General features: G+C 72.5%; 18 protein-coding genes. 7 read left to right on the top strand and 11 right to left on the bottom strand.

Annotated elements, in window-relative coordinates:
• Positions 1-126 precede the first annotated feature (126 nt).
• The 3 genes from AC3IX6_RS25200 to AC3IX6_RS25190 all read right to left on the bottom strand — a co-directional run bounded on the left by AC3IX6_RS25200 (position 127) and on the right by AC3IX6_RS25190 (position 5649).
• Positions 127-2568, bottom strand: a complete 2442-nt coding sequence (locus AC3IX6_RS25200) for an FtsX-like permease family protein (RefSeq protein WP_489364837.1) — start codon at positions 2566-2568, stop codon at positions 127-129.
• Positions 2568-3578, bottom strand: coding sequence for an ATP-binding cassette domain-containing protein (locus tag AC3IX6_RS25195; protein WP_489364835.1), 1011 nt, complete (start codon positions 3576-3578; stop codon positions 2568-2570). The genes AC3IX6_RS25200 and AC3IX6_RS25195 overlap by 1 nt, the downstream gene beginning before the upstream one ends.
• A gap of 925 nt (positions 3579-4503) precedes the next feature.
• Positions 4504-5649, bottom strand: a complete 1146-nt coding sequence (locus tag AC3IX6_RS25190) for a PP2C family protein-serine/threonine phosphatase (RefSeq protein WP_250739488.1) — start codon at positions 5647-5649, stop codon at positions 4504-4506.
• A 116-nt stretch (positions 5650-5765) separates the two neighbouring features.
• Between AC3IX6_RS25190 and AC3IX6_RS25185 the strand changes: the two genes are divergently transcribed.
• Positions 5766-7001, top strand: a complete 1236-nt coding sequence (locus tag AC3IX6_RS25185) for a GNAT family N-acetyltransferase (RefSeq protein ID WP_489364833.1) — start codon at positions 5766-5768, stop codon at positions 6999-7001.
• Between the two features lie 13 nt (positions 7002-7014).
• On the opposite strand, the gene AC3IX6_RS25180 is transcribed toward AC3IX6_RS25185, so the two are convergent.
• Positions 7015-7821: an Fpg/Nei family DNA glycosylase gene (locus tag AC3IX6_RS25180; protein WP_489364831.1), complete on the bottom strand. Its 807-nt coding sequence runs from the start codon at positions 7819-7821 to the stop codon at positions 7015-7017.
• A 97-nt stretch (positions 7822-7918) separates the two neighbouring features.
• The gene (locus AC3IX6_RS25175; RefSeq protein WP_250739491.1) at positions 7919-8404 is read right to left on the bottom strand and encodes a ribose-5-phosphate isomerase; all 486 of its coding nucleotides are present in this window, start codon (positions 8402-8404) and stop codon (positions 7919-7921) included.
• A 220-nt stretch (positions 8405-8624) separates the two neighbouring features.
• Between AC3IX6_RS25175 and AC3IX6_RS25170 the strand changes: the two genes are divergently transcribed.
• Positions 8625-10064, top strand: coding sequence for an amino acid permease (locus tag AC3IX6_RS25170; protein ID WP_489364829.1), 1440 nt, complete (start codon positions 8625-8627; stop codon positions 10062-10064).
• A 97-nt stretch (positions 10065-10161) separates the two neighbouring features.
• On the opposite strand, the gene AC3IX6_RS25165 is transcribed toward AC3IX6_RS25170, so the two are convergent.
• On the bottom strand, positions 10162-10743 hold the full coding sequence (locus AC3IX6_RS25165) for a biotin transporter BioY (RefSeq protein WP_489364827.1): 582 nt from the start codon (positions 10741-10743) through the stop codon (positions 10162-10164).
• A gap of 285 nt (positions 10744-11028) precedes the next feature.
• Here AC3IX6_RS25165 and AC3IX6_RS25160 point away from each other — a divergent pair, with 285 nt between their 5' ends.
• Positions 11029-12426, top strand: coding sequence for an amino acid permease (locus tag AC3IX6_RS25160; RefSeq protein ID WP_489364825.1), 1398 nt, complete (start codon positions 11029-11031; stop codon positions 12424-12426).
• Between the two features lie 55 nt (positions 12427-12481).
• Here the strand turns inward: AC3IX6_RS25160 and AC3IX6_RS25155 are convergent, their stop codons facing one another.
• A complete protein-coding gene (locus AC3IX6_RS25155; RefSeq protein ID WP_489364823.1) occupies positions 12482-13264 on the bottom strand; it encodes an SDR family NAD(P)-dependent oxidoreductase in 783 nt (260 codons plus the stop codon).
• Positions 13265-13427: 163 nt separating this feature from the next.
• On the opposite strand from AC3IX6_RS25155, the gene AC3IX6_RS25150 reads away from it, so the two are divergent.
• Positions 13428-14843, top strand: coding sequence for an amino acid permease (locus AC3IX6_RS25150; RefSeq protein ID WP_489364821.1), 1416 nt, complete (start codon positions 13428-13430; stop codon positions 14841-14843).
• Positions 14844-15026: 183 nt separating this feature from the next.
• Complete coding sequence (locus AC3IX6_RS25145; protein WP_489364819.1) at positions 15027-15683, top strand: superoxide dismutase; 657 nt, start codon at positions 15027-15029, stop codon at positions 15681-15683.
• A 37-nt stretch (positions 15684-15720) separates the two neighbouring features.
• Here AC3IX6_RS25145 and AC3IX6_RS25140 read toward each other — a convergent pair whose 3' ends face one another.
• Positions 15721-16473 (bottom strand): hypothetical protein, encoded by a 753-nt coding sequence (locus tag AC3IX6_RS25140; RefSeq protein ID WP_489364817.1) that lies wholly within the window; start codon positions 16471-16473, stop codon positions 15721-15723.
• Between the two features lie 51 nt (positions 16474-16524).
• On the bottom strand, positions 16525-17172 hold the full coding sequence (locus tag AC3IX6_RS25135) for a mycothiol-dependent nitroreductase Rv2466c family protein (protein ID WP_274553302.1): 648 nt from the start codon (positions 17170-17172) through the stop codon (positions 16525-16527).
• Between the two features lie 110 nt (positions 17173-17282).
• Here AC3IX6_RS25135 and pepN point away from each other — a divergent pair, with 110 nt between their 5' ends.
• Both pepN and AC3IX6_RS25125 read left to right on the top strand, forming a co-directional pair.
• Positions 17283-19838 (top strand): aminopeptidase N, encoded by a 2556-nt coding sequence (pepN, locus tag AC3IX6_RS25130; RefSeq protein ID WP_489364815.1) that lies wholly within the window; start codon positions 17283-17285, stop codon positions 19836-19838.
• A 331-nt stretch (positions 19839-20169) separates the two neighbouring features.
• On the top strand, positions 20170-21129 hold the full coding sequence (locus AC3IX6_RS25125) for a hypothetical protein (RefSeq protein WP_489364813.1): 960 nt from the start codon (positions 20170-20172) through the stop codon (positions 21127-21129).
• Positions 21130-21134: 5 nt separating this feature from the next.
• Here AC3IX6_RS25125 and AC3IX6_RS25120 read toward each other — a convergent pair whose 3' ends face one another.
• Both AC3IX6_RS25120 and AC3IX6_RS25115 read right to left on the bottom strand, forming a co-directional pair.
• On the bottom strand, positions 21135-22013 hold the full coding sequence (locus tag AC3IX6_RS25120) for a pyridoxamine 5'-phosphate oxidase family protein (protein ID WP_489364811.1): 879 nt from the start codon (positions 22011-22013) through the stop codon (positions 21135-21137).
• Positions 22013-22471 carry a VOC family protein gene (locus AC3IX6_RS25115; RefSeq protein ID WP_489364809.1) on the bottom strand — a complete coding sequence of 153 codons (459 nt, stop codon included), beginning with the start codon at positions 22469-22471 and terminating at the stop codon, positions 22013-22015. The genes AC3IX6_RS25120 and AC3IX6_RS25115 overlap by 1 nt, the downstream gene beginning before the upstream one ends.
• Positions 22472-22598: the final 127 nt, after the last annotated feature.

The raw sequence follows: 22598 nt of genomic DNA, 5'->3' as shown, positions 1-22598 counted from the left end.
CCGACCGGATCGGGGTGCCCGAGGTGGCCGAGCGGGTTGCGGCCTCCGCCGGGCCGGCGTTGGCGCCGGACACCGACGGCGCGCTCCGGGGGCGGATCCGGCGCGCGCTGGTCGGCGTACGGCACATCAGGGTCGACTGACGCGTAGGGCTCGGCGGGCCGGGAGGAGGGTGGCGCCCAGGGCCAGGGCTATGGCGGCCGCCGCGAAGGAGCCGTAGACGAGGGGCGGGACGTAGGGGGCGGTGCCCGTCGTCGCCTTCGTCAGGGGGGTGAGGGTGGCCAGGGCTATCGCCGAGCCCAGGGCGATGCCCGTGCCGCTGACCAGGAGGGCTTCCCAGGAGAGCATCCGCAGGACCTGGCGGCGCGTGGAGCCGATCAGGCGGAGCATCTGGAGTTCGCGGCGGCGGTCCAGGACGGTCATGACCAGGGTGTTGGCGGCGGCGACGGCCGCGAAGCCGCCGAGGACCGCCGCCATGGTGGTGTTGGCCCAGGCGTTGAGCCGGCGGTCCACGCTCTGTTCGGAGGTCCAGGCGGCGGCGGAGAGCACCGGGCCGAGGCCCTCCGGGGCCGGGCCGCGGAACAGGAGTTCCGTGGGGCGGCCGGTGGTGGTGTGGCCGGCCAGGTCGGCGGCGGGGAGGGTGACCTCGCCGAGGCCCAGGCCGCGGGTGTAGACGGCCACGATCTCGGGGGTGGCAGGGGTTCCGTCGGGCAGCCGCAAGGAGATCCGGTCGCCGGTCTCCGTGTGGGTGGCCTCGGCCAGGGTGCGGTCGATGGCGACCGTGCCGGGGACGAGCCGGGAGAGGTCCCCCGAACGGACGCCCAGGTCCTCGACCTTGGCGAGGTTCCCGGGGGTCCCGGTGATGCCCTGGGCTGAGGCCGTGTGGAAGGTCCGGTCGCCGCCGGTGCCGACGATGGTGAGGACGGAGGTACGGGTGAGGGCGACGGCCCCGGCCGCGACCGCCCGGTCGACGGCGGCCGGGTCGATGGCGGACGGGTCGACGGCGGACGGGTCGACGGCCGCGCGGTCCGTGCCGCCGAGGGACACGATGTGGTCGGCCAGCAGCCCGGCCTCCTGCTGCTGCCGTACGGCCCGGTCCCCACTGGTGTGGAGGAAGACCAGGGTGGAGGAGAAGGCCATGGCGAGCACGATCGGGGTGATGGCGGAGGCGAGACGGCGGGCGTGCGTACGGGAGTTGGCGGCGGCCAGTTCGGCGGACGCGCCGCCCGCGCGCAGCGGCAGCCCGAAGAGGGCGGCGCAGGCGCGGGCGATCAGTGGGCCGAGCAGGGCGACCGCGAGCATGAACAGCATGACGACGCCGAGGGCGGCGTTGGCGGCGTCCGGGCCGCTGCTGGTGGCGGCCAGGGTCGCGCAGGCGGCTCCGCCGGCCAGGGCGGCGAGGCCGAGCGGAGTACGGATCCACCCGGGCCGCAGCCGCTCCACGGCGGCCGCGGCCAGGGCCAGGCCGGGGCGGATGCGGGCGGGGCGGCGGGATGCCGCCCAGCCGGCGATCAGGGCGGCGGCCAGGGCCAGGCCGGTGGCGCTGACCAGGGGGATCCAGGAGACGACGAGGTCGATTCCGGCCGGGACGGCGCCCTTCGCCTTGAGCTGCCCGAACCACCAGGAGGCGAGGGCGATGCCGGGTACGCAGCCCAGCGCGCCCGCGACCGGCGCGACGAGGAGGGCTTCGGTGGCGACCGTACGGCGGATCTGGCGCGGGGTGGCTCCGACGGCGCGCAGCAGGGCGAACTCGCGGGAGCGCTGCCCGACGGAGAGGGCGACGGTGCCCGCGGCGGTGAAGACGGCGACGAGCGTGGCGATCCCGCCGAAGGAGCCGCCGAGGCCGGTCAGTACCTCCTGGGCCCCGGCGAGCCGTGCGTCCAGGGCGCGGGCGTCTCCGGTGAGCACCTGGGCGCGGCCGTCCACGGCGGCCCGGGCCCGCGCCGCGTCGGCTCCGAACAGTACGATGGCGTCGAGCGCGTCGGGGTGTCCGGACAGGCTGCGCGCCTCGGTGTCGGCGAACCAGGCTCCGGGCCGGTCGGCGCGGCCCACGACGCGGAACTCCCGGGGCCCGGCGGGGGTGTCGAGCGTCAACCGCTCCGGGCCGTCGGCCCCGCCCAGGACGACTTCCCCCGGGCCGGCCGGGGCGCGGCCGGCGCGCAGCTCCGTAGGGCTGAAGGCGGTGGAGCCCCAGCCGGAGGCTTCGAGCGTGCGGCCCGCGGTGTCCCGTACGGGGAACACCACGTCGGGCACCGCACGCCCCAGCGGAGCCAGTTGGTCCAGCAGGGCGGCGTCCACCCGCGCCCGGTCGGGGAGCGGCGCGGAGACCTCGTAGGCGCCGTCGCCGCGACCCATCTGCAGGCGGGCCTGCTGATCGGCGGCGACGACGACGGGGGCTTCGGCGTACCGCGTCGGCGGGGTGCTCGCGCGGGCCCCGGTCTCCAGCAGGATCCCGCAGGCGGAGACGATGGCGGCGGCCAGGAACAGGGCGACGAAGGTGCCGGCGAAGGCGGCGGGCCGGAACCGGAGCACGGCGCGGGCCAGGCCGTTGGAACGGGGGCGGAGCGACATCAGGCGGCTGCTCCTGCGTATCGGGGTGCGGTGCGCCCGGCGGGCGCGGTGGATGCGGTGGGCGCGGCGAGTGCCGTCATGCGGGCGGCGATCGTGGCGGCCGGGCTGCGCGGGAGCCGGTCGGCGATGAGGCCGTCGGCGAGGAAGAGCACCTGGTCGGCGTGGGCGGCGGCGGCCGGGTCGTGGGTGACCATGACGACGGTGGCGCCGAGGGTGTCCACGGCGTCGCGGAGCAGGCCGAGGACCTCGGTGGCGGTGGTGGTGTCGAGGGCGCCGGTGGGCTCGTCGGCGAAGACCACGTCGGGGCGGGTGACCAGGGCGCGGGCTATGGCCACGCGCTGCTGCTGGCCTCCGGAGAGTTCGGCGGGGCGGCGGCGGCCCTTGCCCTCCAGGCCGACCCGGGCCAGCAGGTCGGCGGCGCGGGCCTGCCCCTGGGCGGCGGTGCGGCCGCGGCCTCCGGCCAGCCGCATGGGGAGCAGGACGTTCTGCTCGACGGTGAGGGAGGGGAGGAGGTTGAACGCCTGGAAGACGAAGCCGAGGCGGCTGCGGCGCAGTTCGGTGAGCTCGTTCTCGTTCATGCCGGTGATCTCGGTGCCGCCGAGGCGGACGGAGCCCTCGGTGGGGAGGTCGAGCCCGGCGGCGCACTGGAGGAACGTCGACTTCCCGGAGCCGGAGGGGCCCATCACCGCGGTGAAGCTGCCGCGGGGGAGGGTGAGGTCGATGCCGCGGAGGGCGTGTACGGCGGTGGGGCCGCGGCCGTACTGACGACGGACGGAGCGGAGCTCGACGGCGGCGCTGGCGGCTTGGGCCGCCGGGGCGTGGCTCGGGTGGCCGGGCTGGCCCGGGTGGCCCACGTGACCCGACTGACCCGAGTGACCCGGCTGACCCGCGTGGCCCGGGTGGCCCGCGTGACCCAGCTGGCCCGCGTAACCCGCGTGCTCCGGCTGCCCGGCCTGCCGCGCCTGCTGTGTCTGTTGCTCGGCCTGCCGCTTGCTGCGCCGGAGCCCCATGGTGTGCCGCCTTCCGTGCCGGTCGACCACCCGGTGGTGATCGTGTCTCCGACGCTACGGAGGGCGGGGTGGTCGTCACCATGACGGGAGCTGGCGGACGGGGGGTGGGGGTAACCCGACCATCGGCCCGGGGGCCCGGGCGGCCCGGCGGTCCGGGCGGCCCGGCGGTCCGGGCGGCCCGGCGGTGCGCGGCCCGGCCGTGGCTGCGGGTGTGCCGCTGCGCGGGGCCGGGTCCCCTACCCGCCCTTCCACCGTTCCCCGGGCGCTGCCCGGACCCCGGTCCTCAAACGCCGGACGGGCTGAAAGCAGAGGGCGCGGGGTTGCGCCCGGGCCCCCTGGGGCTCCGGCCCCAGACCCCGCGCCTCAAACGCCGACGAGGCTGGATTGGCCTGACCCCCGAGTCCACGTGCGCGCAGCGCACAGAGCGCGGGCGCGGGGCGCAGAGCTCGGGATTGCCCGGAGGGCGGTCCCGAGCCCCGCGCGGCTACTTCAGCCCCTCCGGCGTGTGAGGAACGGGGGCCCGGGGGCCGGCCCCCGGCAACGGCGCCGCACCCGGCGAAGGGTCCGGGCGCAGCCCGGGGAACGGGCGAAGGGCGGGCAGGGGACCTTGCCCCGCGGGGCCGCCGGACCACCCGCACCCGCCCACCGGCCCCCGCCGGGACGGCAGTGGCGGCAACCCCGCCCGGCCACCGCCGGACGGAGTCCGGCGCAGCGGCGCGAAGCCGGGGAGGCCCGCCAGGGCCGCACCGCGCGAGCGGCGCGTCGAAAAGGTGCCCGGCGCAGCGGCGCGAAGCCGGTAAGGCCCCCCAGGGCCGCACCGCGCGAGCGGCGCGTCGAAAAGGTGCCCGGCGCAGCGGCGCGAAGCCGGTAAGGCCCCCCAGGGCCGCACCGCGCGAGCGGCGCGTCGAAAAGGCGAGCGGCGCGTTTAGAAGGGCGCGCGGCGGATCAAGAGGAGGGCTCGGTCGTCGTTGACGTCCTTGGCCACCTTTTCGATGAGGTGCCAGGTCGCGCCCTCCCAGCCGGCGCCGACGTAGCGGTCGGCCTCGCCGGTGAGGCGGTCGATGCCCTCGCTGATGTCGCGGTCGGCCGTTTCGACCAGGCCGTCGGTGAAGAGCATCAGGACGTCGCCGGGGCGGAGGTTGCCGCGGGCCGGGGTGAATTCGGCCCCGTCGTAGACGCCGAGGAGCGGGCCCTCGCCGGTCTTCTCCTGCCAGCGGCCGGTGCCGGCGGAGAGCTGGAGGGCGGGGAGGTGGCCGGCGGAGAGGAGTTCGTAGTCGCCGGTCTCCAGGTCCAGGACGAGGTGGATGGAGGTGGCGAAGCCCTCGTCCCAGTCCTGGCGGAGCAGGTAGCCGTTGGCGGCGGGCAGGAAGCCGTGCGGGGGCAGGGCGCCCAGCAGGCCGCCGAAGGCGCCCGAGAGGAGGAGGGCCCGGGAGCCCGCTTCCATGCCCTTGCCGGAGACGTCGGTGAGGACGATCTCCAGGGTGCGGCCGCCGTTGGTGCGGGCGGCGACGACGAAGTCGCCGGAGAAGGACTGCCCGCCGGCCGGGCGCAGGGCCATCTCCCGGTGCCAGCCGCGCGGCAGGGCGGGCAGCTTGCTCTGGACCCGGATGCGTTCGCGCAGGTCGAAGAGCATGGTGCCGCCGCGCCGCCAGGGCACGCCGACGCGGCTGCGGAACTGGGCGATGACCAGGCCGAAGAACCCGCAGGCAGCGACGACGAGGACGGTGCCGGGGGTGACCCGTGCCGGGCCCTGGGTGTAGGGGCCGAGGACGAGGGCCTCGACGATGAGCGCGGCCGCGGAGGCCGCGTACAGGGCGAGCAGGCTGGCGGGGCGGAGGAGGAGGCCGCCGGCCACGATCGGCAGGACGAGGGCGGCGGGCGAGAACCACACGGGCAGCATCAGCGTGCCGCAGGCGATGGCCGGAATGGTCAGGAGCAGGCCGCCGAAGGCCAGCCAGTCGGAGGCGTCGCCGCGGAAGTAGTCGACGGCGGATTTGCGCAGCGCGGTGCGCGCCCGGTGCCACATCATGCGGGACCGGGCCAGGAGGGACTCCACGTGTGCTCCGGCCATTGCTTCGGGACCCTATCCATCCTGGCTGTGCGCGCGCAGGGGTACCCCCTGAGATGGGCCCATCGGCGACCGAAAAGAGATCGACCGGGACGGATTGCCCTGATAGGGATGGCCGTATGGCTCTTGAGACGCGCGTATTGCAGGCGGATGAGTGGGATGTCTGGTACGACCAGCTGGAACTGGCGTTCGGCGGGGTGCCCGAGTCCCCCGAGGAGCGGGAGCTCTACAGGTCGCTGACGGAGACGGAGCGCTCCCTCGGCGTCTGGGACGGCGGGGCCTGCGTGGCCACGGCCGGGGCCTTCTCCTTCCGGCTCTCCGTGCCGGGCGGGGCGCTCGTCCCGGCCGCCGGGGTGACGATGGTGGGCGTCTCCCCCACCCACCGCAGGCGGGGCCTGCTCTCTTCCCTGATGCGGCGCCAATTGGACGACGTCCGGGCGGGTGGTGAACCGATCGCCGTGCTGACGGCCTCGGATCCGGCGATCTACGGGCGCTTCGGCTACGGCACCGCCGCCTACTCGATGTCGGTGGAGATCGACACGACCCGCGTACGGCTCTCCGTGCCGCCGGGGACCGACGACGTACGGCTGCGGCTGGTCGATCCGCGCAAGGCCCTGGCCGACTGCGAGCGGGTCTACGCGGCGCTGCTCGCGGGCCGCCCCGGGATGCCGGCCCGGCAGCCCGGCTGGGAGCTGCAGGCGCTGCTCGACCCGGAGGCGACGCGGAACGGCGGGTCGCCGATGAAGTGCGTGGTCGCCGAGCGGGCGGACGGCGAAGTGGTCGGGTACGCCCGCTACCGGGTCAAGCCCGAGTGGGACCTGACCGGCTCGGACGGCCGGGTGGACGTGGCGGACCTCGACGCGCTCGACCCGGCGGCGTACGCGGCGCTGTGGCGATACCTGTTCTCCATCGACCTGACCTGGACCGTACGGGCCTTCAAGCGGCCGGCGGACGATGCGCTGCTGCACCTGGTCACCGATGTCCGGCGGACGAAGGTGCGGCTGCGCGACTCGATGCACGTACGGCTCGTGGACCTGCCGGCGGCGCTGGCCGCGCGGGCCTACGGGGCTCCGGTGGACGTGGTGCTGGAGGTCGAGGACGCGTTCTGCCCGTGGAACGCGGGGCGCTGGCGGCTGGCCGTCGGAGCGGACGGGTCCGCGGTCTGTACCCGGACGGAGGACCCGGCCGACCTGGAGCTGTCGGTGCGGGAGCTCGGCGCGGCCTACCTCGGCGGGGTCTCCCTGACCTCGCTGGCCTCGGCGGGTCTGGTGCGCGAGGTGCGGCCGGGCGCGCTGGCCCGTACCTCCCGCGCCTTCGCGGGAGACGTGGCCCCCTGGCTGCCGCACGGCTTCTAGCCGGAGCGCCCGGCTAGCGGGACTGGCAGCCCGGGCACCAGAAGAGGTTGCGGGCGGCGAGACCGGCGGTGCGGATCTCGCCCCCGCAGATGTGGCAGGGCATGTTCGCCCTCCGGTAGACGTACACCTCGCCGCCGTGGTCGTCCACCCTCGGCGGGCGGCCCATGGCCTCGGGCAGGTGTTCGTCGCGGACGGTGTCGATGCGGTTGTTGCGCACGCCCTCGCGCATCAGGAGGACGAGGTCGGCCCAGATCGCGTCCCATTCGCGGCGGGTGAGGTCCTTGCCGGCGCGGTAGGGGTCGATGCCGTGCCGGAAGAGGACCTCGGCGCGGTAGACGTTGCCGACGCCCGAGACGACCTTCTGGTCCATGAGGAGGGCGGCCACGGTGGTGCGGGAGCGGGAGATCCGGGCCCAGGCGCGGTCGGGGTCGTCGGCGGGGCGCAGCGGGTCCGGGCCGAGCCGGTCGTGTATCGCCTTCTTCTCGCCCTCACCGATGAGCGCGCAGGCGGTGGGGCCGCGCAGATCGGCGTAGTGGTCCTCGTTCAGCAGCCGGAGCCGGACGGTTTCGGCTGCGGGCGGGGCCGGGGCGGGGCCGAAGCCGAGCTTCCCGAAGAGGCCGAGGTGGATGTGGATCCAGGCGTCGCCGAGTTCGAGGAACAGGTGCTTGCCGTGCGCCTCGGCGGATTCCAGCTCGCGGCCGTCGAGCAGGGCCGCGCTCTCGGCGAACCGGCCCTGCGGGCTGCTCACCCGGACCGGCCGGGCGGCGAAGCGCTCGGTGTGGTCCTCGGCGAGGCGGTGGATCGTATGCCCCTCGGGCACGGCAGTACTCCTCGCGAACGAAAAACCGGGACATGAAAAGCCGGGACATGAAAAACCGGCCGCGCCGCCCCGGAGGGCGTCGCGGCCGGAAGCGGGATCAGCCCTGCGGGTGGTGCGCCGGGATCGGGGGGAGCTCGCCGGTGGTCTCGTAGGCGGAGAGCATGTCGATCCGCCGGGTGTGGCGCTCCTCGTCGGAGTACGGCGTCTTCAGGAAGGCGTCGATGAAGCTGACGACCTCGTCCTGGGTGTGCATCCGGCCGCCGACGGAGATGACGTTGGCGTTGTTGTGCTCACGGCCGAGCTCGGCGGTCTGGACGCTCCACGCGAGGATGGCGCGGATGCCCTTGACCTTGTTCGCGGCGATCTGCTCGCCGTTGCCGGAGCCGCCGATCACGATGCCGAGGGAGCCGGCGTCCGCGGCGGTCTTCTCCGCTGCGCGGAGGCAGAACGGCGGGTAGTCGTCCACCGCGTCGTAGATGTGGGGCCCGCAGTCGACGGGCTCGTGGCCGTTGTTCTTGAGCCAGTCCACCAGGTGGTTCTTGAGCTCAAAGCCGGCATGGTCGGATCCGAGGTACACGCGCATGGTCCGAGTGTGGCACGAGCCGGGCCGGGGACCCGCCGCGGGGTGTCGCGTAAGTCACTTCTAAAGCTCAAGTAAACCCAAAGAACGCAGATGGGACACCACGGGACCTAGGTCCTGGACGTTCGTCCCGCCGCAACGATCCGGATTGGGGTCTTCCGCCCTGCGTTCATCTCGGGTTTGAATGCCGGGGCTCGCCACCCGAGAACCTAAGGATCCGTTCATGAGTTCCACGACGACCCTTCAGAAGGAAGGCTCCCCCACCGGCGATCCCGGTGAAGGCAAGCCCTCCGACGGCCTGAAGGCCGGTCTCAAGAACCGCCACCTGTCCATGATCGCCATTGGCGGCGTCATCGGCGCCGGGCTCTTCGTCGGCTCCGGCGGCGGTATCGCCAAGACCGGTCCCGCCATCCTGCTGTCCTACGCGCTGGTCGGCGCGATGGTCGTCTTCGTGATGCGGATGCTGGGCGAGATGGCCGCCGCCAGCCCGAACTCCGGATCCTTCTCCGCGTACGCCGACCGGGCGCTCGGCCGCTGGGCCGGTTTCTCCATCGGCTGGCTGTACTGGTTCTTCTGGGTCGTCGTCCTGGCCGTGGAGGCCACCGCCGGCGCCGTCATCCTCGAAAGCTGGGTCCCGGCCGTCCCGCAGTGGGCCTGGGCGCTGATCGTGATGGCCGTGCTGACGGTCACCAACCTCGGCTCGGTCGCCTCGTACGGCGAGTTCGAGTTCTGGTTCGCCGGCATCAAGGTGGTCGCCATCGGCGCCTTCGTGATCATCGGCATGCTGGCCGTCTTCGGCGTGCTGCCGGGCTCGGACAACCCGGGTGCGGGCTTCGCCCACCTCACCGACACGGGCGGCTTCATGCCGAACGGCTGGGGCTCGGTCCTCACCGGTGTGCTGATGGTCGTCTTCTCCTTCATGGGCAGCGAGATCGTCACGCTGGCCGCCGGCGAGTCCGAGGACCCGCGGCGCGCGGTCACCAAGGCCACCAACTCGGTGATCTGGCGCATCGGCGTCTTCTACTTGGGCTCGATCTTCATCGTGCTGACCCTGCTGCCGTGGAACGACGCGTCGATCGTGGAGAAGGGCTCGTACGTCGCCGCCCTGGACTCGATCGGCATCGCGCACGCCGGCCAGATCATGAACGTGATCGTCCTGACGGCCGTGCTGTCCTGCCTGAACTCGGGTCTGTACACCGCCTCCCGCATGGCCTTCTCGCTGGGCGAGCGCGGTGACGCCCCGAAGGCCTTCGCCAAGGTGAACAAGCGGGGCGTGCCGACGGCCGCCATCCTGGGCTCGGTCGTCTTCGGCTTCCTCGCCGTGTACTTCAACTACGCCTTCAAGGACACGGTCTTCAGCTTCCTGCTGAACGCCTCGGGCGCGATCGCGCTGTTCGTGTGGCTGGTCATCTGCCTGACCCAGCTGCGGATGCGCGGGATCCTCATGCGCGAGGCCCCGGAGAAGGTGACGGTGAAGATGTGGCTCTTCCCGTACCTGACCTGGGCCACCGCCGCGATGATCACCTTCGTCCTCGGCTACATGGTCTACGACAAGGACAACCGCGAGATCGTCCTGCTGTCGCTGCTGGTCGCTGCCGTGGTGATCGCCATCGGCGTGGTGCGGGACCTGCGCCGCAAGGCCGCCCTGAAGGCCTCCGCGTAGCCGCTCCGGAAGCGACGGCAGCCCCGGACCGCATTGCGCGGTCCGGGGCTGCCGTGTGAAACATGTGAGACGCGTGAAGCGTGTGGGGTACGAGCCCTCACGCGCGGCCGAGGAGCTTCCAGGCGGCCGGCAGCAGGCCCATCGCCAGCGCCGCCTTGAGGGCGTCGCCGATCAGGAAGGGCGTCAGCCCGGCCGCGACGGCCGCGCCGAAGGACATCCCGGTGGACAGCGCGAGGTAGGGCACGCCGACGGCGTAGACGATCGCGGAGCCCAGCACCATCGTGCCCGCCGTACGCGGCACCGAGCGGTCGGCGCCGCGCCGCGCGAGGGCGCCCACGACGGTGGCGGCGAGCAGCATGCCGAGCACGTAGCCGAAGGAGGCGCCGCCCGCGCCGGAACTGCCGCCCGCGAACCACGGAACGCCGGCCATGCCGACGAGGGCGTAGAGCGCCAGCGAGAGGAAGCCGCGGCGGGCGCCGAAGGCGGTCCCGACCAGGAGGGCCGCGAAGGTCTGGCCGGTGACGGGGACCGGGGAGCCGGGGACGGGCACGGCGATCTGCGCGGCCAGACCGGTGAGCGCGGCTCCGCCGGCCACGAGCGCGATATCGCGGACGCGGCTCGCGGGCAGCAGGTCGGCGAGGACGGCGCCGGGCCGGAAGGAGACGGAAGCAGTGCTCATCGGAGACTCCGCGGGGGGTGGGGGCGGCAGGGACGATCACCGACGTTAGTGCCGGGTCCGGGGCCGCATCAGGGTGGCCCGGGACAAAGCCGTACTCCCCGGTTTGGTGGGGAGTACACAAAGACCCCGTCCAGTGCCCCTGTTGGAGTGATCCGCATCACGGGCAATGACGGCAGACACGTCCGTTTTGCGCGGATGGGCGCTCTCCGGAGAGACTGTAGGGTCCCTCCAACTGTCGCGGAGCCCCCACCGCCGCCAGGCCATCAGAGAGTACGAGCACCCCTCATGCGCGACCTCCCGTCCGCCCCTCCCGGCACCACGGACGAGCTCCCACCGGAGCCCCTGAGCCACAGCCTCAAACAGCGCCACCTGACCATGCTGGGCCTCGGCGGCGTCATCGGCGCCGGGCTGTTCGTCGGCTCCGGCGCCGGCATCACCATCGCCGGCCCCGCGATCATCTGCTCGTACCTGCTCGCGGGCATCCTCGCGATGCTGGTGATGCGGGCGCTCGGCGAGATGTCGGCGGCGATGCCCGCCTCCGGCTCCTTCTCCGTCTACGCGGAGAAGGCTCTCGGCCGCTGGGCCGGCTTCTCGGCCGGCTGGCTGTACTGGTTCCTGCTGGTCGTGGTGCTGGCCGTGGAGGCGACCGCCGCGGCGAAGATCGCGAACGGCTGGCTGCCCTCGGTGGACCAGTGGGTCTGGGTGCTCCTCTTCATGGTGGTCTTCACCGTGAGCAACCTGGCCGCCGTGCGGAACTTCGGCGAGTTCGAGTTCTGGTTCGCGGCCCTCAAGGTCGGCGCCATCGTGCTGTTCCTGATCCTCGGCACGCTCGCCGTCTTCGGCCTGCTCCCCGATACGGACCCGGTCGGCATGGCCAACCTGACCGGTCAGGGCGGCTTCTTCCCGAACGGCGCGAGCGGGGTGGTCGCCGGCATGCTGGCCGTCGTCTTCGCCTTCGGCGGCCTGGAGGTCGTCACCATCGCGGCCGCCGAGTCGGACGACCCGGCCCGGTCCGTGTCCCGCGCCGTGCGCAGCGCCGTCTGGCGCATCCTCTTCTTCTACGTCGGCTCGATGCTGGTCATCGTGACCCTGCTGCCGTGGGACTCGCTGACGCCGGGCCAGAGCCCTTACGTGGCCGTCCTCGACTCGATCGGCATCGCGCACGCCGGCCAGATCATGGACGTCGTGATCTTCGTGGCCCTGCTGTCGGCGCTCAACGCGAACCTCTACGGGTCCTCCCGCATGGTGTTCTCGCTGGCGGAGCGCGGCGAGGCGCCGAAGGCCCTGCTGAAGGTGTCGGGCGGCGGGGTGCCGCGCCGGGCGGTCTTCGCGTCGGTGGCCTTCGGGTTCGTCTCGGTGGTGCTGAACCTGCTGTGGCCGGACACCATCTTCCTCTACATGCTCAACGCGGTCGGCGCGGTGCTGATCTTCGTGTGGATCCTGATCGCGGTCTCGCAGCTGAAGCTGCGGGCGAAGATCGAGCGGGACATGCCCGAGCGGCTGACGCTGCCGATGTGGCTGTTCCCGTACGCGACGTGGGCGGCGCTGGTCGGGATGGCCACGGTGCTGGTCCTGATGCTGTTCGACGATTCGGCGCGGCCGCAGCTGCTGTGGTCCACGGGGGCCGCGGCCGCCGTGCTGCTGGTGGCGTGGATCCGGGAGATCCGTACCCCGAAGTCCTGACTCCGCCGGTCCTCGCGCAAGGCCCCCGCGCACACCGCGCGGGGGCCTTGCCGCGTCAGGTGCGCAGGTAGGAGGCCCCGTTGACGTCGAGGACGGCGCCCGAGCTCCAGCGTGCCGCGGGCGAGGCCAGGTGGAGCACGGCGGCGGCGATCTCCTGCGGGGTGCCCACGCGGCCGAAGGGGCTCTGTGCCCGGATCCGCTCGCCCTCCTCTCCGTCGAGCCGGTCGGCGACCCGTTCGGTGGCCACGAAGCCCGGTGCGACGGAGGCCACCGCGATGCCGTGCGGGGCGAGGGAGACGGCGAGGGACTGGCCGAGCGCGTGCAGCGCCGCCTTGGTGGCGCCGTAGGCGGGGTGGTCGGGCTCTCCGCGGAAGGCTCCGCGCGAGCCGATGGTGACGATGCGCCCCTCGCGGCCGCCGTCGATCATGCGGCGGGCCGCGCAGTAGGCCAGGTTGGCCGTACCGAACAGGTTGACCGCGGCCGTGTGCTGCCAGGCGGCCTGCCAGTCGGCGTAGGAGGTGGTGGGCAGCGGGTGCGCGACCATCACGGCGGCGTTGTTCACGAGCACGTCGATCCCGCCGAGCGCCTCCTCGGCCTCGGCGGCGAGGGCTTCCACGCGCGCCGGGTCGGTGAGGTCGCCGGCGACGAGGACGTGGCCCTCGCCCGGCAGGTCCGCGAGGGTCCGCTCGGCGTCGGGCCCGCCGGCCGTGCTGTGCACCGCGACCCGGTCGCCCTGCTCGGCGAACGCGGTGGCGATCGCCCGTCCGATGCCCCGGGAGGCTCCGGTGACCAGCACTCCCCGGCCCGTCGCGGCCAATTCCCGTATGCCGTGGTCCATTCGAGCCTCCGTCGTACGTTCGGGTCCGTTCGTCAGCGTACGGGGATGATCACGGCCGGTCATCCGACTGTCCGAATATCGGACGAAGAGTGTCCGATGATCGGACACGGTCGAGACTGGGGCGGTCCACCCCGTCCCCCCGCACAACGGACAGGCACCACCCATGAGCCACACGACCGCCGCCCCCCGCGCACAGGACGCGCCGCCCGCCGGCGACGCAGGATCGCCCCTCGGCAACGGACTCAAGCAGCGCCACCTCTCGATGATCGCCCTCGGCGGGGTCATCGGTGCGGGCCTCTTCGTCGGTTCCGGCGCCGGCATCGCGGCCGCCGGTCCCTCGATCGTGCTCGCCTACGCCGCTTCCGGGCTGCTCGTGATGTTCGTGATGCGGATGCTCGGCGAGATGTCCGCCGCGAACCCGGCCTCCGGCTCCTTCTCGGTGCACGCGGAGCGGGCCATCGGCCCGTGGGCCGGTTTCACCGCCGGCTGGATGTTCTGGACCCTGCTGTGCGTGGGCGTGGCCATCGAGGCCATCGGCGCGGCGCACATCATGACGGGCTGGTTCCCGGGCACCCCCTCGTGGATGTGGGTGCTGGTCTTCATGGCGATGTTCTGCGGCTCCAACCTGGCCGCCGTCTCCAACTTCGGCGAGTTCGAGTTCTGGTTCGCCGCCCTGAAGATCGGCGCGATCGCCCTCTTCCTGGGCCTGGGCGTGCTGGCCGTCCTGGGCCTGCTGCCCGGCACCGGCTCCCCCGGCACCGCCAACCTGCTGCACGACGGCGGCTTCCTGCCCAACGGCGTGGACGGGCTGCTGGTCGGCCTGCTCGCCTCCGTGGTCGCGTACGGCGGGCTGGAGACGGTGACCATCGCGGCCGCCGAGTCCGACAACCCGGTCCGCGGCGTCGCCAAGGCCGTGAAGACCACCATGTGGCGGATCGCGATCGTCTACGTCGGCTCGATGCTGGTCATCGTCACGCTGCTGCCGTGGAACGACCCGGCGGTCACCACCGACGGCCCGTACGCGGCCACCCTGGACCACCTGGGCATCCCGCACGCCGGCCAGGTCATGAACGTGGTCATCCTGATCGCCCTGCTGTCCGCGATGAACGCGAACATCTACGGCTCCTCCCGCATGGCCTACTCCCTGGTCTCCCGCGGCCAGGGCCCCCAGGCACTGGGCAAGCTCTCCGGCCGGGTGCCGCGCCGGGCGGTGCTGGCCTCCTCCGGCTTCGGCTTCGTCACCGTGCTGCTGTCGTACTGGTACCCCGACACCCTCTTCGCCTGGCTGCTGAACATGGTCGGCGGCGTCATCCTCGTCGTCTGGGGCTTCATCGCCGTCTCGCAGTTCCTGCTGCGGCGCCGCATGGAGCGCGAGGCCCCCGAGAAGCTGGTCGTGAAGATGTGGGGCTTCCCCTATCTGACCTGGGTCGCGCTGGCCGGACTCGCCGGGGTCCTGGTCCTGATGGCCATGGGCGACGACACCCGCATCCAGCTCGTCTTCACCGGCGGCCTGACCGTGGCCCTGGCCGCCACCGGCTACGTCCTCCAGCGCCGGGCGGCGGCGCGCGAAGCCGCGTAACGCCCCGCCGGACGGCGGTCCCGAAGGCCGGACTCATGCGATCGCATGGGCCCGGCCTTCGGCGTTCCGGAGGTCCCCCAAGTGAGGTGACCCTTATGAGAATCGAGGAATAGATACTGCTAGCGTGCAGTTGCGCATTGATTGCAATAAGCAGTTGGCACGCCGAGGGGACCGGATACACGCATGGCCATTTACACGCTTCCTGAGCTTCCTTACGACTACGCGGCTCTCGAGCCGGTGATCAACCCGCAGATCATCGAGCTGCACCACGACAAGCACCACGCGGCCTACGTCACGGGCGCCAACAACACGCTGGAGCAGCTGGAGGAGGCGCGCGAGAAGGAGAACTGGGGCGCGCTGAACGGCCTGGAGAAGAACCTCGCGTTCCACCTCTCCGGCCACATCCTGCACAGCATCTACTGGCACAACATGGCCAGCCCGAAGACCGGCGAGGGCGGCGGCGAGCCCACCGCGACCGACGGTCTGGGCGAGCTGGCCGACGCGATCACCGCTTCCTTCGGCTCCTTCGCAAAGTTCAAGAAGCAGCTGACCTTCGCGTCCTCCGCGACCCAGGGCTCCGGCTGGGGCGTGCTCGCGTACGAGCCCGTCAGCGGCCGCCTGATCGTCGAGCAGATCTACGACCACCAGGGCAACGTCGGCGTGGCCAGCACCCCGGTCCTCGTGTTCGACGCCTGGGAGCACGCCTTCTACCTTCAGTACAAGAACCAGAAGGTGGACTTCATCGAGGCCATGTGGAACGTCGTCAACTGGCAGGACGTGGCCAAGCGCTACGCCGACGCCAAGGCGAACACCCCGCTGCTGATCCCCGCCAAGGGCTGATCAGCCCCACCAGCCCGTCCGCCTCGTGATCGTCTTCTCAGCCTTCACTCGCGGGCGTGTCCACCAGAAGGCCCTCGCGAGGACGTGACTCGCGGGGGCCTTCTGCGCCTTCCGCGGCGTCCCCGATGTCCGCGGTGCCCTCGTTGCCCGCACCGGCCTCCTGGTCGACGAGTCCGTCCACCTCGCCGACCACCGTGAACTCCCGCGCCAGCCCGGTCTCGTGGAGGCGTGCGAAGGGGGTGAAGGGGACGCCGAACTCCGACTCCCCCCGGTCGAAGTTCCAGCTCTTGTGCACCTGGAAGCGGTAGTCGCTGACCACGGAGCCGTCCCCGTGGACCCGTACCGTGCCGCTGATCCGGTACTGGGCCCCGCGCAGCGCCAGCCACCAGTCCGCGCTGCCCCCCTCGCGGGCGCGCCGGGTGATCAGCACCCCGCGCCAGCCGCTGTCCGCCGCGTACGCGCCGGGCTCGCCGAGCACCCGCGCGGCCCGGCGCCACTCGCGCAGCCGCCGGTCCACGTCCGCCCGTACGGCGGGCACGGCGAGCAGCGCCCGGGCGTCGACCCGGTACGGGCGGCCCGTGCCCCGGAGGTAGTGGCGCAGGGTGCCGGCGGCCTGGCGGACCCCGAGGGCCGTCCACAGCGGGGGCACCGCAACGCAGGCTGCCCGCAGCACCCGGTCTCGGGGGCGTGCGGGCAGGCTGGCGTGCGCGGCGTTGTCGTTCGGTATCGCGGGCTCCGCCCGGCCGCCGCTGCGGCCGATCGGCTCCTCCCGTGTCGGGCTAGTCCCCATAGGGGGACGTTAAGGGAGGAACCGGACCCCTGCTAGTCGAAGCCGGTCGGGTCAGTCGAAGATCGGGCCCTGGGTGCGGGTGCGCTTGATCTCGTAGAAGCCGGGGGTGGAGGCGACGAGCAGGGTGCCGTCCCACAGGCGGGCCGCGGCCTCGCCGCGCGGGGCGGGGGTGACGACCGGTCCGAAGAAGGCGACCTCTTCGCCGTCGGCGCCGGGCACGGAGATGACCGGGGTGCCGACCTCCTGGCCGACGCGGTTGATGCCGTCGTTGTGGGAGTCGCGCAGGACCTCGTCGTACTCGTCGGAGTCCGCGTAGTGGAGCAGCTCGGCGGGCAGGCCCACCTCGTCCAGGGCCTCGGCGATCGCCTCGCGGGTCGGGCCCGTTCCCTCGTTGTGGAAGCGGGTGCCCAGCGCGGTGTAGAGCTTGCCCGTCACCTCGTCGCCGAACTTCTGCTGGGCGGCCACGACCACGCGCACGGGAGCCCAGCCCTTGGGGCCGAGCAGTTCGCGGTAGCGCTCGGGCAGTTCGTCGAGCTTGTTCTCGTTCAGGACCGCGAGGCTCATCACGTGCCAGCGGACCTCTACGTCACGGACCTTCTCGACCTCCAGCATCCAGCGGGACGTCATCCAGGCCCAGGGGCAGAGCGGGTCGAACCAGAAGTCGACAGCGGTCTTCTCGCGCACCTGGGTGTCAGCCATGTCTCTCCTCAGATCGGAACGTTCCTCCCTGCCCAACCGCTCCGACCGCACACGCATTCCCCCGTGGGAGGATTCGGTCAGGTATCGCGATCACGCACGAAGGAGTGCACGTGCCCGGAGAGAATCTGTCCCGTGACGAGGCCCGCGAACGGGCCGAGCTGCTGTCCGTCGACGGGTACGAGGTGGTCCTCGACTTGAGGTCCGCGGTGGACGAGGCCGAACCGGCCGACGGCCCCAGGACGTTCCGGTCGGTGACCACCGTCCGCTTCCGGGCCGCCGCTCCGGGCGCCGCGAGCTTCGCGGACCTCATCGCACCCAGGGTGAACGCCGTGACCCTCAACGGGCGCGAGCTGGACCCGGCCGTCGTCTTCGACGGCGCGCGGATCGCCCTGGACGCACTGGCCTCCGAGAACGTGCTCGTGGTCGACGCCGACTGCGCGTACAGCCGGACCGGCGAGGGCATGCACCGCTTCGTGGACCCGGAGGACGGCGAGGTCTACCTCTACACCCAGTACGAGCCGGCCGACGCCCGGCGGGTGTACGCGAACTTCGAGCAGCCCGACCTCAAGGCCCCGTACCGCTTCGAGGTGACCGCGCCCGAGGGCTGGCAGGTCTGGAGCAACGGTGTCGAGGAGTCCCGCGAGGGGCAGACCCGGCGCTTCGCCGAGACCGCGCCGATCTCCACGTACATCACGTGCGTGGTGGCGGGGCCGTACCACTACGTCACGGACTCCTACACGCGCGGGGAGCTGACGATCCCGCTCGGCGCGATCTGCCGCAAGGGGCTGGCGAAGCACTTCGACGCGGACGAGGTGTTCCTCGTCACGAAGCAGGGCTTCGACCTCTTCCACGAGATCTTCGACTACCCGTACCCCTTCGGGAAGTACGACCAGGCCTTCGTGCCCGAGTACAACCTGGGCGCGATGGAGAACCCGGGGATGGTGACCTTCCGGGAGGAGTACATCTTCCGCGGGAAGGTCACGCAGGCCTCGTACGAGCGGCGCGCGAACACGATCCTGCACGAGATGGCGCACATGTGGTTCGGCGACCTCGTCACCATGAAGTGGTGGGACGACCTGTGGCTGAAGGAGTCCTTCGCGGACTTCATGGGCTCCTTCGCGCTGGTCGAGGCCACCCGCTTCGACCAGGCCTGGGTCACCTTCGCCAACAGCCGCAAGGCGTGGGCCTACCGGGCCGACCAGCTGCCCTCCACGCACCCGATCACGGCCGACATCCGTGACCTGGAGGACGCGAAGCTGAACTTCGACGGCATCACCTACGCCAAGGGCGCGGCGGTGCTCAAGCAGCTCGTGGCGTACGTGGGCCGGGACGCCTTCCTGGAGGGCGCGCGGCGCTACTTCAAGGCGAACGCCTACGGGAACACCACCCTGGACGACCTGCTGTCGGTGCTCGCGGAGGTGTCCGGACGGGACATGGCCGAGTGGTCGCGGACCTGGCTGCAGACGGCCGGCGTGAACGCGCTGACCCCGGTGGTGACCTGCGACGCGGGCGGCCGGGTGACCGAGCTGGCGGTGGTCCAGGACGGCGACGAGCTGCGCCCGCACCGGGTCGCGGTGGGCCTGTACCGGCTGGACCCGGACGGCGCGCTCGTCCGCTACGCGCGGGCCGAGGCGGACGTCGCCGGGGCCCGGACGGTCGTCACCGAGCTGACCGGCCAGGAGAAGCCGGCGCTGGTGCTCGTCAACGACGAGGACCTGACGTACTGCAAGATCCGCTTCGACGAGGGGTCGCTGGCCGCGCTGCGCTCGCACCTGGGCTCGGTGACGGACCCGCTGAGCCGCGCGCTGTGCTGGTCGGCGCTGTGGAACCTGACGCGCGACGGGCTGATGCCGGCGCGGGACTTCATCTCGCTCGTACTGGCCCACGCGGGCCGGGAGACGGACGTCGGCGTCCTCCAGATGCTGCACGCGCAGGCGCTGACCGCGGTCACCCACTACGCGGCGCCCGACTGGCGGGAGCAGGGCGGCAAGGTGCTGGCGGCGTGCGCGCTGCAGGAACTGCGGTTCGCGGAGCCGGGCTCGGAGCACCAGCTCACCTGGGCCCGCTTCTTCGCGGCGGGCGCGGCGACCGAGGGTGACTTCCAGCTGCTGCTGGGGCTGCTGGAAGGATCGGCGCGGATCGACGGGCTGGAGGTGGACCAGGAGCTGCGCTGGGACTTCCTGCTGCCGCTGGCCGCGCACGGGGCGATCGGCGAGGAGGTCCTCGCGGCCGAACTGGCGCGGGACGACACGGCGTCGGGCAAGCGGCACCAGGTCCGGTGCCTGGCGGCGCGGCCGTCGGCGGCGGTCAAGGACCAGGCGTGGGCCGCGGTCGTCGAGTCGGACGCGCTGTCGAACGCGCTGGTCGAGGCGACGATCGCGGGGATGCAGCGGTCTTCGCAGCGAGCCCTGCTCGCGCCGTACACCGGCCGGTACTTCGACGTCATCGAGCGGGTCTGGGCCGACCGGTCGATCCAGATCGGCATGGACGTGGTGCGGGGGCTGTACCCGTCGCTGCAGGACTCCCAGGAGACGCTGGACGCGACGGACGCGTGGCTCGATGCCCATGCGGATGCCGCGCCGGCGCTGCGCCGCCTGGTGCTGGAGTCCCGTGACGACCTGGCCCGTGCGCTGCGTGCGCAGGCCTGCGACGTGGCGGCGGGCTGACCCTGCGGGGCCTTCCCCTACCCGCCCTTCCACCGTTCCCTGGGGCTCCGCCCCAGACCCCGCTCCTCAAACGCCGGAGGGGCTGGACTTTCCGGACCCGCGGCTCTACCGCCGGAGGGGCTGGACTTTCCGGACCCGCGGCTCAAACGCCGGCGGGGCTGGATTTTCCAGTCCCGCCGGCGTTTTGGTTCCCGGAAGCGGTGCCCGGCCTGGTCAGCGGGGCGTGCCATCGGCAGTCGAACGTCCGTACTTTAGCCCCGGCTTGTCCCGATTTGCCGACGGATGTGTAACAGGGGTTAGCGAGGCCATGGCCTGAGGGAATCTCAGCGTCATGAACCACAACGCACCCCTCCCCCTCGCCCACCTCACCGACAACCGCCCCCGCGTGCTGTCGCTGGCCCAGCTCCGCGAGCACGGGGTCTCCGCCTCCGACGCCGCCGAGCGGTCCTGGCAGCAGATCCTGCCGGGGGTGTTCCTGCTCCACTCCGGTCCCGCGACGAGCGAGGAGCGGCTGCACGCGGCGCTCCTGTACGCGGGGCGCCGCGGGGACGAAGTCATGATCACCGGGCTGGCCGCCCTCGCGCTGTACCGGTTCTCCTCCGCCCCCGCCCTGCTCGGCCTCCCCCAGATCGACGTGCTCGTCCCGAACACCCGCCGGCTGCGCTCCGCCGGACAGGTCCGCATCGTCCGGACGCACACCCCGCCCCGGCCCCTGGAGGTCACCGGGCTGCCCGTCGCCCCCGTGGCCCGCGCCGTCGCCGACGCCGTCGCCCACCTCTCCGACGCCGGTACGGTCCGCCGTCTGCTCAGCGAAGCCGTCCGCGGCGGGCACTGCGAACCGGCCGCCGTGGTGCGGGAGCTGACGGTGGCCCGGCTGCTGAACCGCCCGCACGTGGTGGACGCCGTCGAATCGCTGCTCGCCGAGGGCCGGGCCATCGCCGAGGACCGGCTGTACCAGCTCGTACGGGGCTTCGAACTCCCCGAGCCCGTCTGGAACGTGGACCTGCGGCTGCCCGGCGGCCCGCACCTGGGCGGGGTCGACGCGTACTGGCCGGAGCAGGCGGTGGCCGTGGAGATCGACACCCGGGCCCCGCGCCAGGGCGAGGACGAGGCGTGGTCGGAGTCCGTCCGCAAGCGGGAGACCCTGGAGCGGTGCGGGGTGACCGTCCTGTTCATCACCCCGCGCAAGCTCCGCGACTGGCCCGAGCAGCAGGCGGCGGTCGTACGGACCGCCCTGACCGCGTCCGCCGACCGCGAGCCCGCCGCCTACCTCGTCGTCCTGCCCAGGTGAGCGCCCTACAGCGGAGGATTCGCCGGCGAGTACTCCGGGGCGCTCCACACCAGCCGCCCCGGGTGCAGGCTCTGAACCACCGACTCGATCCGGAACCGGACCCGCCGGTCCCCGCCCGGCCCGAACTCGGGCTCCGCCCGCCCGCTGAGCTGGAGCAGCGCCCCGCTCTCCCAGTCCGGGAACAGCAGTCCGGCCCGCGGGTCCGCCAGCAGGTTCCCCAACGTGAGGAACATGGCGTTGCCCGCGTAGTCCGGCCAGGCCAGTTCGGTCGGGGACAGCACCTCGACGAAGCCCGGCATTCCGCCCCGGTGGCTCGCGTCGGCCCCGTCCGCCCCCGCGGAGGTGGCGACGAAGAAGGTGTCGGCGGCGCGGACGGCCCGTTCCTGGTCGGGGGTGAGCGCGTCCCCGCGCCGCACGACACCGGCTCCTTCGGCGACGAGCTGGACAGGCTGCCGCTTCTGGAGGTACTTGGGGCAGTTGGCGAAGACCCGTTCGGCCGACAGCGCGAACCCGCCGGGGGTCACCTCCAGGGTTCCGCCCAGCCGCATCCGGCGCCGGGTGCGCGGGTCGAGGGAGATGGTCCCGACCCGGGTGCCGGCGGTGGCCAGCGCCTCGGTGAGCGGATCGCCTTCGGGGATCCCGCCCTTGACGGCGATCCGGTCCGGCCCGGTGGCCCGTACGAACCCGGGGGCGCCGGTCAGCAGTGAGGCCCAGAGCAGACCTCCGGGATCGGCCGCTCCGACGACCAGGTGCGGCTGCAGCCCCAGGAAGGCCGCCGCCACGTCCTTGATGTACGGGGTGATGGACTGGCCGACGTGCACGGCGTGCTCGCGGACACCGACCCGCTCCTGGATCGCCAGCGAGCCCCAGTGGTACCCGGACATTAGAAGAACCCGCAGGTCGGGGCCCCTGAGGTGGGAGCCTCGGCGCCCTCGGCGCCGCTCGGCACGGAGATCTCCAGACGGGTCCCGTCGGGGTCGTGGAAGAAGATCCCGCCGGAAGCAGCCCCTTCGCCGTGGGCGACGACCCCTTCGTAGGCGAAATCGACGCCCAGAGCACGCAGCCGCTCCTCGTACGCCCTGACCTCCTCGATGGCGTCCGCGGAGAGCGCGAGGTGGTGCAGTCCGGCCGCGCCGGGTGCGTAGGCCCCCTCCGCCTGCTGCCACAAGGTGAGCACGAGCTCGCCGTCCTGGCCGAGGAAGGCGAAGCGCCGGCCCTCCTCCTTGCCCTCGCCGAGCAGCTCGAAGCCGAGGCCGTCCCGGTAGAAGACGAGCGACCGGTCGAGGTCCGTGACGTTCAGGCCCACGTGGCCGGTGCGCAGCTTGCTGATGACGGTGGTCACAACGGTTCCTTCCCCAGAACTGCCTAGGAACTGCTTAATTTCTAACCTTCTAAATTGAGATTAGAGGTTAGAACCTAGGGAGTCAACCGCTCACGTACTCTTGAGGGGTTAGTACCACGAGGAGGCG

Source organism: Streptomyces sp. GL_141, assembly GCF_057834385.1.
This window is presented reverse-complemented; position numbering and strand designations above follow the sequence as displayed.